At 64.1% G+C, this 12,456-nt stretch carries 8 protein-coding genes; 4 read left to right on the top strand and 4 right to left on the bottom strand.

The annotated features are described in order from the left end of the window. Positions 1-20: 20 nt before the first annotated feature. Positions 21-689 (bottom strand): hypothetical protein, encoded by a 669-nt coding sequence (locus ACMT3I_RS16010; protein ID WP_414805516.1) that lies wholly within the window; start codon positions 687-689, stop codon positions 21-23. Between the two features lie 106 nt (positions 690-795). Then, positions 796-4,833, bottom strand: a complete 4,038-nt coding sequence (locus ACMT3I_RS16005) for an ExeM/NucH family extracellular endonuclease (protein ID WP_414805515.1) — start codon at positions 4,831-4,833, stop codon at positions 796-798. A 249-nt stretch (positions 4,834-5,082) separates the two neighbouring features. On the opposite strand from ACMT3I_RS16005, the gene ACMT3I_RS16000 reads away from it, so the two are divergent. Continuing rightward, positions 5,083-5,979 (top strand): EamA family transporter, encoded by an 897-nt coding sequence (locus tag ACMT3I_RS16000; RefSeq protein WP_414805514.1) that lies wholly within the window; start codon positions 5,083-5,085, stop codon positions 5,977-5,979. A 346-nt stretch (positions 5,980-6,325) separates the two neighbouring features. On the opposite strand, the gene ACMT3I_RS15995 is transcribed toward ACMT3I_RS16000, so the two are convergent. Then, positions 6,326-8,557: a DEAD/DEAH box helicase gene (locus ACMT3I_RS15995; RefSeq protein ID WP_414805513.1), complete on the bottom strand. Its 2,232-nt coding sequence runs from the start codon at positions 8,555-8,557 to the stop codon at positions 6,326-6,328. Positions 8,558-8,867: 310 nt separating this feature from the next. On the opposite strand from ACMT3I_RS15995, the gene ACMT3I_RS15990 reads away from it, so the two are divergent. The 3 genes from ACMT3I_RS15990 (at position 8,868) to hutH (ending at position 11,703) form a co-directional block, all read left to right on the top strand. Continuing rightward, positions 8,868-9,353 (top strand): GNAT family N-acetyltransferase, encoded by a 486-nt coding sequence (locus tag ACMT3I_RS15990; protein ID WP_414805512.1) that lies wholly within the window; start codon positions 8,868-8,870, stop codon positions 9,351-9,353. 81 nt (positions 9,354-9,434) lie between these two features. Further along, positions 9,435-10,010 (top strand): antibiotic biosynthesis monooxygenase, encoded by a 576-nt coding sequence (locus ACMT3I_RS15985; RefSeq protein WP_414805511.1) that lies wholly within the window; start codon positions 9,435-9,437, stop codon positions 10,008-10,010. Between the two features lie 121 nt (positions 10,011-10,131). After that, positions 10,132-11,703, top strand: coding sequence for a histidine ammonia-lyase (hutH, locus tag ACMT3I_RS15980; protein WP_414805510.1), 1,572 nt, complete (start codon positions 10,132-10,134; stop codon positions 11,701-11,703). Here the strand turns inward: hutH and ACMT3I_RS15975 are convergent. Next, a complete protein-coding gene (locus ACMT3I_RS15975) occupies positions 11,700-12,404 on the bottom strand; it encodes a hypothetical protein (protein ID WP_414805509.1) in 705 nt (234 codons plus the stop codon). The two genes, hutH and ACMT3I_RS15975, sit on opposite strands and share 4 nt — an antisense overlap. Between the last annotated feature and the right edge of the window lie 52 nt (positions 12,405-12,456).

Raw genomic sequence — 12,456 nt, 5'->3', positions numbered from 1 at the left:
GGCGATCGATGCACTCAAATTCAGATGTGTGAGAAGCGCGCCTGAGCGGCACGGAGCGATACCGGCGGTCCGCGATGGCGCATCGTCGACAGCAAGGTCGACAGCGCGCGCGGCAGGAAGACTCGCGCGGTGACGGGAATGCCGTGCCCGATGCCGGGAACAGCGAGAGGGGCAAGCGGCTCCCACAGTGAGCGGATGGCCAGCACAGCGCTGGAGAACAGGCTCCAGAATGCGCGCTCTCCGTGGCGAAGCGCCACGATGGTCAGCAGGGCTGCAGCCGAATGCGCGATCCACATCCCGGCATCGTGAGCGAACATGCCGTGCACGGGGACGCCGACAGTTGTTAGGGCGTCAGAGGAGGAGACCAAACCGGTGACGATCTGGTGCTGGTGAGCTCCGACCCCCTGTTCGGACACTGCTTGCGTCGCGAGGGCACCGCCGGGGGTTCCAAGCGAGAACAGCCCGTGGAAGATCAGTTGGCTGAGAGCGACAGACAGCCCCAGCCGCCAGAGCGACAGAGTGCGCCCGGCAAGACCGATGCAGAGGATGCCGGCGAAGGCCAGCGAAAGCACGACAGCGAGCAGGCCGGGAGCTGATCCGCCCCCCAGCGTGTGGGAGAGCGCTGCCACGAACGTGGAGAACACAGCGACGATCCAGCCGCGAGCAACCCGCGCCCAGCGTGTAGCCATGATCACTCCCTCTCCACCTCCCACGATACCGGGCGCGGAGACGCCAAAGCCCCGCGCGTATTCGCGCGGGGCCCCGGCAGTCATCGATGCCGCTTAGTGATGCCGGCTAGAACACGATCAACAGATCCGGCCAGCTGGTCGAACTCTTCACCAGATCGGACCCGCTGTACTGCGAAGTGAGCACATGCAGGCCTCGACTGAGCTTCGGCAGCGTGATGGTTGCCTTGCCGTTCGAATCGGCGGTGAGCGTGACCGTCGCGATGGCCTTGCGGCCGTCATAGACCGTGACGGTTCCTGTTGGCTTCACCGTCGACTTGCCAGCAGCCTTCACCGTCACCGTGTACTTCACGGTGGAGCTTTGGCTAGCCAGCAGCTTGCTCGCTGATCCGTCTGTCGTGCTGCCCACCTTGACTGGTACCGGCACGTCCTTCTTCGTGATGGTGATCGGCACCGCTATCGCTGTACCGGTGCCCGCCACCGAGATCACGAGCTGTTGCACTCCAGAGACACCGTCGGGGATCGTGATCGACAGGGACGCCCTGCCCACCTCATCCGTCGTGTCGACGATGGCCGGGTCGATGGCTGCATTACCGAGCGAGGTGCCGCTGAGCGAGACATCCACCGTGGCGCCGGTCGGTTCACCCGCGCTGAACAGCAGCGACGAGAGGCCGAGGGTCACGACGTCGCCTGCGCTGTAGCCGTCGGCGTCCGGTGCACTCTGCGTCACACCGACTGCACGCTGGGCGTAGTCGGGGGATGCGGTGGCGGTCGCCTTGAAGTAGTCGACCATCGACTGCAGGTCGACCTTTCCGGTGTCTGCGATTCCCGTGCCAGAGGCGAAGGCCGCGAAGTTATCACCACCGGATGCCAGGAACGAGTTCACGACGACGACGTAGCTGGCCGCCGGATCGATCTCGGTGCCGTTCAGCAGGATGTGCGTCACGCGTGCTCCGGCCGCAGCGGCCGGGTCATAGGTGTACGACAGGGCCTTCGACACCCCGAGCTTGAGGAACGGCCTGGCCGCACCTGTCGGCTGCCACTGCTGCTCGAGCACCTGCTTCACCTGCGCACCCGTGAGGTTCATCGTCACGAGGGTGTTGGCGAACGGCTGGACGCTGGCGGCTTCCTTGTATGTCAGGTTGCCATCGGGATCGCCGGCACCGCTTGACGCGAACTTCAGGTCGGTACGCAGACCACCCGGGTTCATGAAGGCGATCTGTGCTCCGGCCGACTGGGCCGACCAGAGCTGCACGTCGGCGACGAAGTTGCCGAGCGTCGACTCCCCGCCACGGTTCTCTGCACCAGAGACAGCCTTGGCCCGGTTGAAGTCACCGGTGATATCGCCGACCTTGACCGCGCCGAGAACGTTCGCCTCTGCTGTCGCTGCTGCGACGATCGGGGTGACGGCGGGGTCAGCCGGGTAGAGAGCTACCGGCGGCGTCTTCGTTGTGTCCATCAGCGGCAGCACCGTGTTCGAGATCGACAGCAGCTCCTTGGACTGCGGGTTCACCGAGATGTCCATCACGCCGAACTTCTCGCCGTACTGGCCCGATGACACCACGGGGCGTCCGTTGATCACGTGGTTGTACGCCAGGTGGGTGTGCCCAGACACGATCGCGTTGACGTCAGAGTCGACGCCGTTCACGATCTTGCCGAACGAGGAGTTGTCGGTTGCTGACGCGATGTTCGTCGTCGCAGCGCCCTCGTGCACCAGCAGAATGATGACATCCGCTTCGCCGTTGGCCGCGTCGCCGTCTCGCAGGTTGTCTGCAACTCGGTTGACCTCGGTCGTGACGTCGCGGATGTCGAGGTTCGCGATTCCGGACGGGCTCACCAGCGACGGCAGGTCATTGGTGACAGCGCCAATGAATCCGACAGAGACTCCGCTGAACGACTTGACGAAGTACTCGGGCAGCGCAGGCTTTCCCGTTGTCTTGTCGTATACGTTCGCGCCGAGGTACTCCCAGAGCGCTCGCGGGGCTATGCGATCGGTGAGGTCGGCGAAGCCCTGGTCGAACTCGTGGTTACCCACCGAGCTGACGTCGAGTCCGGCGGCGTTCAGTGCGTCGATCGTGGGGTTGTCATTCTGGATGAACGAGGTGAACGTCGAGGCGCCGACGAGGTCACCGGCTGCGGCGAAGATCGTGTTCGGGTTTTCGGCTCTGATCTGCTTGACAGCACCCGACAATACGGCTGCTCCGCCCGAGGGCGATGCCTGCTCGATGCGACCGTGGAAGTCGTTGACCGTCACCACGTTGATGTCGACGGGCACAACGGCATCAGAGATGCCGACAACAATCGGGTCGTGGTCGCTTGAACGGTACGGCGTACCGGCCTCTGTTGCACCGAAGCCGTAGCCCCGGTCAGACCATTCAGCCGAGTTGATGCCCCAGACGCCGGTTCCGGTGACCGTGGCGGCCAGTGACGGTGTTGCGATCGCGTGGTCGAGCGAGCCCAGCTCACCGTTGAAGCTGTAGGTGTACTGGTCATCTGTCTTGTCAGGAACGAGGTCGACATAGCCGGCTTCAGCAAAGACGTTGAGCGGATCTTCCTGCGCGTAAGCGTTGAAGTCACCAAGCAGAAGCACGTCGCTGCTGCCGGATGATTCCTGCAGGTCGCCGACGAATTTCACGACTGCCTTGGCCTGCATGACACGTTCGGCGTTGAAGAGGCCCTGGCCGTCTGCCGGCTCAGCGCCGTCGCCGCTCTTGGACTTGAAGTGGTTGGCCACGACGGTGATGGTCTTGCCGTTGAAGCTGAACGTCTGCGCGATCGGCTCGCGGGCGATGTTCCACACCGTCTCGTCGACCTGCGTCTGGCTGGCACCGACCGGGGTGACGGCGGCCTTCTTGTAGATGATCGCGGTGGTGATGGCATCCGTGATCGCTGCGTCATTCAGTGCCGCCGGCGTGGGCACGAATGCCCAGACCTCGCTGCCGAGTGCCGCGTTGAGGCCGCTCACGAGGTCGGCGAGTGCCGAGTCGATGGGCTTACCCAGCTTCACCGAGTTCTCGATCTCCATCAGGCTCACGACATCGGCATCGAGTCCGTTGATCGCCGAAACGATCTTTGACTTCTGGATGTCGAACTGGGCCTGGGTGGCCGCTCCGCGGGCTGCGGAGTTCTCACTGGTCAGCGTCGTGAAGTAGTTGTAGACGTTGAATGAGGCAGCCGTGATGGTGCCGCCAACCTCCGGCGGAGCCTCAGTGCGCGGGTTCGATGCCTCAAAGGTGGGCTTGTAGTCCGCCGGGCTCGTGTTGTCGATCGGCACGGTCGGCTGGAGCCGCCAGTCATCGAAACCATAGGAGAGCACGTATGGCTGAGCAGGCCAGGTGACCTTGTCACCCAGGCGCACCACTGAATCCGTGGTGAAGTACGGCTGCTCACCGAGGTGATCCTTGTTGCTGACCTGGATACTGTAACCGTCGTCGAGGAACAGGCGGTTGGCCCTGTTTTCAGCGGCGATGGCGTTGGCCGCCTCTCCCGGCCGAACCTGCTCGGTGCTCTTGACGAGCGGGGCGTCCCCGGCCGAGAGCCAGAGCGTGCCGAAGTTGTACAGCTGGTGGCTTGAACCGAGGCGGTAGGTGCCCGTCGGCTCGACCAGCATGCTCTCGAGTCGCTCGCGGTCTGCCCCGACAGCAGTATCAGCCAGCGGCGTCACGGCGGGAACACCGACGCCCGCTGTCACGAGCTCGACGGCGCCGGCAGCGGATGCCGTGATCTGGGTGAGGCCGAAGTATTCGCTGACTGAACCGGTGACCCGCACCAGGTCACCAATGGCGACGCCCGGATTCGAGTTGTTCAGGAAGACGAAGACGGCGTTCGATGCATCGCCGGCGGGGGCGTCTCCGCCTGAACCGGCCGACTGGATGTAGATGCCCTTGTAGCCACCGACCCGGTGGTCTGCTGTGACGATTCCCTCAACAGTGACGACTGAGCCGACCAGTGGACTGGCTGCGCCCGGCCCCTGCACCTCTTCGATCGTGTGGTTGACCTCGGCAGCCCATGCTGGGGCTGCAATGAGAGATGACAGACCGACTGCCGCAGCGGTGACGAGGGCGAAGACGGTACGTTGTCTCCCCCACAGATTGTGGATTGCAGGTCGGTCGGCCTGGTGGGCCGATCCGAGGGGGACGTGATTCACGTAAAGACTCCTCGCCTCAATAAACAGGAATGCGGTGCTGCCGACCGATCTGTCCACCCTCATCGAGGGCGCACCTATTCGGGGGTAGCGCCGAGTCTAGGGATTTCCTGAGAGCCCGACCAGATATACGAGCGAAATGTCACATGCTCTTAAGTTGCGCGACACATAATGCTGCGCAAATGCAGGTGAGCAGGCAGATTCCAGACGCCATGTTCCGCCGATGAGACCACTCGCTAAACTGACAGCCTCATGCTCACCGCTGTCCTTGGCCTCACCGGCGCACTCATCTTCGGCTCAGCCGATTTCTTCGGCGGACTCGCCGCCAAGCGGATCAGCGCGCTGCTGGCGACTGCCGTGGCCGCGTTCGCTGGCCTGGTCGTACTTCTCCTTGCGCTTCCAGTGATCGGCGGCACTTGGTCGGAGAGCGCAATCTTCTGGGGCGGACTCTCCGGCGTGACCGGCGCACTGGCCATCTCGCTTCTCTACGCGTGTCTGGCTGTCGGACCGATGAGCATCCTCTCGCCCCTGACCGCTGTGGTTTCTGCGGTAGTCCCGATGACGTTCGGCCTACTGCAGGGCGACCGCTTCGCGCCCGTCGGCTACTGGGCGCTTGGGCTCGCACTCGTCGCCGTCGTACTGGTGGGATTCGTGCCGGAGAAGGGCGCAGTCCGACCGAGCATCACCGCACTGTCAATGGCCGTCGGCTCTGGCGCCATGATCGGCGCTTTCATGATCCTGATCGCGCAGACCCCGGATGACAGCGGACTGGTCCCCCTGGTCATGAACCGGGCGGTCAATGGCACGATCATGTTTGTCGTCGTAGCCCTGCTCGCGCTGGTTGCACGCGCACGACGCACCCAGAAAAGCGTCTCCCCTGCCCTGACACACGGCTCACATCGGTCGGCGACGGTGCGCACCGGCATCCTCCTCGCCCTGCTCTGCGGCGCAGTTGACGTGGTCGCCAACTTCTTGCTGCTGCTCGGCATCCGGGCAGGTGACCTCAGCGTCATGAGCGTGCTGACCGCGATGTATCCGGCGGGCACAATCCTGCTGGCAGCGGTTGTGCTGAAGGAACGCATCGCTCCGGTGCAGTGGGCCGGCCTGATACTCGCACTTGCGGCAGCGGGGATGCTGGCGATCGCGTAAACCGCATCGCGCACGCACCAGATGGCGGTGCGCCACCTGCGGGGCGCCAACAGGGGTGCCCCGCAGGTGCTTATCGCACAATCTGGCGGCTTCGAACCCGAATCGAAGCCACAGGACATACGTGTGCCACCGAGGTAAGACACGCGCGATATCTCTGAGCGTAGAGGTGGACGTGAAGTCTACTCAACAACAACACGCGGACGAATGTGATCGTGTCGCACCCATTTTTCTTCGAATAAACGATGCCGCGGCCGTCGATACCGCCGAAATCCGAAGTAGCCGCGCTGCCTTGAACGCCGAAGGGGCACCCACCTTTCGGTGGATGCCCCTTCGGGTATTGCGAGTGTTAAAGGTTCGCGAGTTCCTTGACGGATGAGTCGCCCGGGGTAGCGGAGACGAAGCTGGCTTCGATCTCTGCGCGGCCGAGGAGCTCGTCCATACGGTGACGGCGCTGCTTCGGGATGAGCGTGACGACGGTGCCCGCCTTGCCTGCGCGACCGGTGCGGCCGGCGCGGTGCAGGTACGTCTTGTACTCATCGGGAGCATCGGCCTGGATGACCAGGTCGATGTCATCGACGTGGATACCACGCGCAGCGACGTCGGTCGCGACCAGTACGTTGACCCGACCGCTGGTGAGCAGTGCGAGGTTGCGCGTACGGCGTGACTGGTTGAGGTCACCGTGCAGGCTGGTGGCGCGGATGCCCGCATCCTCCAGCTGGTCTGCCAGCTGCTCGGCGAACGCACGGGTACGGCTGAAGATCAGCGTCTTGCCGTTGCGGTCTGCGAGCTGCTCGATGATGGCGCTCTTGTCGCGGTGCTCGATAACGAGAACGCGGTGGTCGATCGTCGAAGACGCCTGGTCTTCACCGGCGACCTCGTGTACCGACGGGTTGGTCAGGAACTGCTTGACCAGGGTGGCGACACCCTTGTCGAGAGTTGCCGAGAACAGCAGCTTCTGGCCGCCCTTCTTGGTCTGGTTCAGAATGCGCTGTACCGGCTCAAGGAAGCCCAGGTCGCACATGTGGTCGGCCTCGTCGAGAACGGTGATCTTGACCTCGCTGAGGTCAAGCTTGCCCTGGTCGATGAGGTCTTCGATGCGGCCCGGCGTACCGATGATGATGTCAACGCCGCGCTGCAAAGCGCTGACCTGACGGTACTGCGGGACTCCGCCGTAAATCTGAGTGGTGAAGAGGCCGACGCTGCGTGCGATGGGCTGTACGGTGCGGTCGATCTGCAGTGCGAGCTCACGGGTCGGAGCCAGGATCAGCGCACGGGGCTTGCGGCCCTGCTGACGGTTCTTGCCACCGTCGTTCTCCATGAGCTTCTCAACGAGAGGAGCGCCGAAAGCGATGGTCTTGCCTGAACCGGTGCGGCCACGGCCGAGGACGTCGCGACCAGCGAGAACGTCTGGGATGGTTGCTGCCTGGATCGGGAACGGGCTCGGTGCACCGAGGATGCCGAGTTCGCGCACGATGTTGCCACCGAGGCCGAGCTCAGCGAAGGTCACGCCGACGACATCGGATGCCGTGGTTGCCTGCGCTTCGAGACGCTCGAGTACGACATCTTCTTCCTGAGTGAAGCGCGGCTTGTCGTCGCGGCTCGGGTAGAACTTGCTGTCGCTGCTGCTGCTCATGGAGCGGTCGCCGGTGAAGTCACGACGCGGTGCGCGCTCCGGACGGTCGCCGTATGAGGGACGCTCTGAACGCTCGGGACGCTCTGAACGCTGCGGGCGGTCGCCGTACGACGGACGCTCGGCGCGGGCCGGACGGTCACCGTATGAGGGACGCTCGCCACGAGCCGGGCGGTCGCCGTATGACGGACGCTCGGTGCGAGGCGCACGGTCGCCACGGTCTCCACGGTCGTTGTTGTATGCCGGACGGTCGGTGCGAGGCGCACGGTCGCCGTATGACGGACGCTCAGTGCGTGCCGGGCGGTCGTTGTTGTATGCCGGACGGTCAGTGCGGGGAGCACGGTCGCCGTAGGCGGGACGCTCTGAACGCTGTGCGCGGTCACCGTATGCCGGGCGCTCGCCACGGGCGGGACGGTCGCCGTATGTCGGGCGGTCGTTGCCGTGCGAGGGACGGTCGGTGCGCGGAGCACGGTCGCCGTATGACGGACGCTCTGAACGCTGGGGGCGGTCACCGTATGAGGGACGCTCGCCGCGCTGCGGACGGTCGTTGTTGTATGCGGGACGCTCTGAACGCTGCGCACGGTCACCGTATGAGGGACGCTCGTCGCGCTGCGGGCGGTCATTGTTGTATGCGGGACGCTCGGTGCGCTGCGCACGGTCACCGTATGCCGGGCGCTCTGAACGCTGCGGGCGGTCACCGTATGCGGGACGCTCGGTGCGCTGCGGACGGTCACCATATGAGGGACGTTCGCTGCGTTCGCCGGGACGCGAGGAGGTCGAACGAGCTGCACGCTCGTCGGCGTTCCAACGCTGCTTCTTGGGTGCGCCTTCGTCAGCGCGGAATCCGCGGTGTCCGGGGCTCTTGCTGCCGGACTTCGGGGCGCCCTTGCGGGGGCCGCCGGTCGCGTAGCTAGGGTCGAAATTAGGCTTTTTACTGCTCTTGGGCATAGATATATTCCTGGGTTGTATTGAGTACATGGCAGAACAACGCCGTAGAGCGACGCAACCTGAGAACCCGGGCAGTCTATGGCCGGGGCCGTTCACATACAGTGATTTTTCACCAGAAGGATTACTGGGAAACCGGCCCACCAGACTTACAAACCCATCCGCATTACGCATGCGGTGTCTAGAGCCGACTTGTCTACGTTACACGATTCAGCCTGTGAAGTCACTCTGAACGCGTAAGCGATTTGGGGTTTTTGCCTCGACAGTGGCGATCCGAAATACGTCTGAAATCTGGGCAACCTAGCCTGATCACATGCCCATACAGATCGCCATCGAGCCTCCACGACAGGCCGAGATTGAGTCGTTGCTCCGCCAAAGCACTGAGTACGCCACGTCCCTGCCATACCCTCCCGAGAGCAATTTTCTGCTCAGCATCGACGAACTCGAAGCCAGGGACGTCACCTTCTACGTCGCCAGGAACGAGCACGGTCGCGCATACGGGACGGCAGCGCTCGTCGACCTCTCTCCCGGTAAAGCAGAGCTGAAGCGGATGTTTGTGCACGAGGACGCCCGCGGCCACGGGGTGGCCTCAGCCCTCATCGAGCGAATCGAGACCGATGCGATGATCCGCGGCATCCGTGAAATTGTGCTCGAGACCGGGCCGCTTCACGCAGGCGCCCTCTCGCTGTACCGCCGCTGCGGCTACACCGAGATCCCTAATTTCGGGCAATACATCGGCGAAGAATTCAGTGTGTGTTTTGGAAAATCCCTGACCACCGTCTACTCGGCGAGCGCCTGACCGCACACCGTGACACCCGCGGCGCGCCCGGAAGGACTGCCGCGTTACCAGCCGGAAACGCGAATGAGTCAGGCTATGCAGATGGACAACAAAGCCATCACAGTCTCGATCATGCGCGAGGTCGATCCCGCGCGCATTTCAGAGGCAACAGCCTGGGTTCAGGCCGGCATCAATCTCGCAAACAAATACCCGGGTTTCCTCGGCTCCGGCTGGGTGAGAACAGGAGAGCATTCAAACTCCTGGCACATGCTCTACCGGTTCAGCAGTGAAGAGACACTCATCGCGTGGGAGAACTCCCCGGAACGCGACTGGTGGCTCTCCATCGGCAAACCATTTATGCAGCAATCACGAGTGGAAAAGCGCACAGGCATCGAAGGCTGGTTCGACGAACCGACAGATGTTGCCGTCGAAGTGAGCGGCAACCCCGCCGGACCTCCCCCGCGCTGGAAGCAGGCGACGAGCATCTGGCTGGGCTTCTTCCCCCTCAATTTGGTGTTCACACTGTTGGTCACGTGGCTCGTTCCGTTCTGGACCGAGATTGGCATCCTGCCGAGAGTGCTCATCACCACACTGATTCTCGCGCCGACCATGACGTACTGGGTGCTGCCGCTGGTCACACGGATCCTTCGTAACTGGCTGACCCCCGCCGTGCGCTGAACCGACGGGTGCTGATGTGGTGCTGACGTGGTGCTGACGTCAATCCGGGCCGTCTGGGATACCGGACGGATGCGCACCTAATCGCACACCTGCCCCCTTCCGAGTGGTGTCCAATCGATATATGACCACCGCAGTTGCTTCCGTAACCACCATCGATGAAACAGTGACAGTCGGCATCGGAGCGGTGAGCTTCAGCGACGTGATCGCCGTCGCGCGCCGTGGCGCCGGTATCGTCCTTGACGAATCCGCGCTGGACGCCGTGGCTGCCACGCGCACGATCATTGACGACCTTGCCAGCGACGTCGAACCGCACTACGGGATTTCGACCGGCTTCGGAGCCCTGGCCACCACCTTCATCACCGAAGACCGTCGAGCCCAGCTGCAGGCGAGCCTGGTGCGCTCGCACGCCGCGGGCAGCGGGCCGGAGGTCGAGCGCGAGGTAGTGCGCGCGCTCATGCTGCTGCGTCTGTCGACGCTGATGACGGGGCGCACCGGCATCCGCCCCACCACGGCGAGCGCATACGCCGCCGTACTGAACGCGGGGATCACCCCCGTTGTGCGTGAATATGGCTCGCTGGGTTGCTCGGGTGATCTCGCACCACTGGCGCACTGCGCGCTCACGATCATGGGTGAGGGCGAAGTGCGCGACGCCAACGGAACGCTGATGAGCTCAGCGGATGCACTCGCCGCCGCGGGCATCGAGCCCGTTGTTCTTGCAGAAAAAGAGGGACTCGCCCTCATTAACGGCACCGACGGCATGCTCGGGATGCTCACCCTCGCTCTCGAAGACTTGTCCCGCCTGCTCACAACCGCCGATGTCGCCGCGGCGATGAGCGTCGAGGCACTGCTCGGCTCAACCGCCGTTTTCGCCGACGACCTGCAGGCCCTGCGGCCCCAGCTCGGCCAGGCAGACAGTGCGGCCAACCTGCGCGCGCTGCTTGATGGATCTCCGCTCGTCGCCAGCCACGCAGGGCCCGAATGCACCAGCGTCCAGGATGCCTATTCTCTGCGTTGCTCTCCGCAGGTTCACGGCGCAGCCAGGGATACCGCCAACCATGCAGCGCTCATCGCCGCACGCGAGTTGGCGAGCGCGGTCGACAATCCGGTGGTCACCCCAGACGGTCGAGTCGAGTCGAACGGCAATTTCCACGGCGCTCCGATCGCCTACGTTCTCGACTTCCTGGCCATCGCTGCAGCGGATGTGGCAAGCATGAGCGAGCGGCGCACCGACCGTCACCTCGACGTATCTCGCAACAAGGGTCTCCCGCCGTTCCTCGCCCACGAGGTCGGCGTGGATTCCGGACTCATGATCGCGCAGTACACCGCCGCCGGGATCGTCTCAGAGATGAAGCGCCTCGCGATGCCGGCATCCGTCGACTCGATTCCGTCGTCCGCCATGCAGGAGGACCACGTGTCGATGGGCTGGGCTGCCGCTCGCAAACTGCGCAAGTCGATCGACGGACTCGGCCGTGTGCTTGCCATTGAGATCATGACAGCAGCGCGCTCGCTCGATCTGCGTGCCCCTCTGCAGCCTGGCGCCGCCACCGGCGCGGTTCGACACCTGGTGCGAACTCAGGTTGAGGGCCCCGGTCACGATCGATTCCTCTCGCCGGAGATCGAAAGTGTTGTGGAGCTCGTGGCCTCTGGTGAGATCCTCGACGCGGCTGCCGCACACACCGGCGCCTTGAACTAAGAGCGCAGACCGCGCACCCGCGCTGCGAGCGACTGTGCTCCCCTTGCCGCTCCAACAGCGGCGTGGCAGACTGACCAAACGCTGACTAGCTCAAGCCAGGCATCCTCACGTCGATGGATTGTAGAGCGTATGGAACCCAGTCCACGCACACGCAGACGCATGATTGTTCGAGTCGTTTCCCGCCTGGCGGTGTTCCCGTTGGCGGTTGCTTCGGTGCTTGGCGTTGCGGTTCCATTCTCGGCTTCGGCATCCTCTGTCGACGCGCTTCCCCCGACGTCGGCGGCAACTTCGCCTGCTGCAACACCGAGCCCCGAAAATCCGAAGACGGATGCCCCCGCCGAGCCGACAACGCCCCCGTCGCCCGAGCCCACACCGGCACCGACGCCAACACCTCCCGCAGGGACGCCCATCCCCACTCCGGCGCCGACGGCAACTCCTACAGACACACCGACCCCAACACCAACTGCCACACCGACACCGACGCCAACGCCAACGGCCACGCCGACACCGACACCGACCGCCACGCCTACTCCGGTTCCGACTCCGACTCCTACTCCGAACCCGACTGCCATTCCGACGCCGACTGCCACCCCGACCCCGTCACCCACCGCAGCTCCCACCGCAGCCCCTGCCCCGGTACCCACCAGCGACGGCGGGATCCCCGTAAGGGCGAGGCCCTCGTCGCCACGCGTGCCAGTCACCAGCCGCTCATCAGGTTCGCAGATCGCACGGTCAGCCACGCAGGCGAAGAGG

Source organism: Leifsonia sp. A12D58, from assembly GCF_047530025.1.
Lineage (GTDB): Bacteria > Actinomycetota > Actinomycetes > Actinomycetales > Microbacteriaceae > Cryobacterium.
The sequence above is the reverse complement of the archived record's forward strand: the minus strand, read 5'-3'. Positions and strand labels throughout refer to the sequence as shown.

Excerpts from the sequence above, each read along its gene's own strand:
- hutH (WP_414805510.1), top strand. The coding sequence starts at position 10,132 with ATGACCACCGCAGTTGCTTCCGTAACCACCATCGATGAAACAGTGACA.
- ACMT3I_RS15990 (WP_414805512.1), top strand. The coding sequence starts at position 8,868 with ATGCCCATACAGATCGCCATCGAGCCTCCACGACAGGCCGAGATTGAG.
- ACMT3I_RS16000 (WP_414805514.1), top strand. The coding sequence starts at position 5,083 with ATGCTCACCGCTGTCCTTGGCCTCACCGGCGCACTCATCTTCGGCTCA.
- ACMT3I_RS16010 (WP_414805516.1), bottom strand. The coding sequence starts at position 689 with ATGGCTACACGCTGGGCGCGGGTTGCTCGCGGCTGGATCGTCGCTGTG.
- ACMT3I_RS15985 (WP_414805511.1), top strand. The coding sequence starts at position 9,435 with ATGGACAACAAAGCCATCACAGTCTCGATCATGCGCGAGGTCGATCCC.
- ACMT3I_RS15995 (WP_414805513.1), bottom strand. The coding sequence starts at position 8,557 with ATGCCCAAGAGCAGTAAAAAGCCTAATTTCGACCCTAGCTACGCGACC.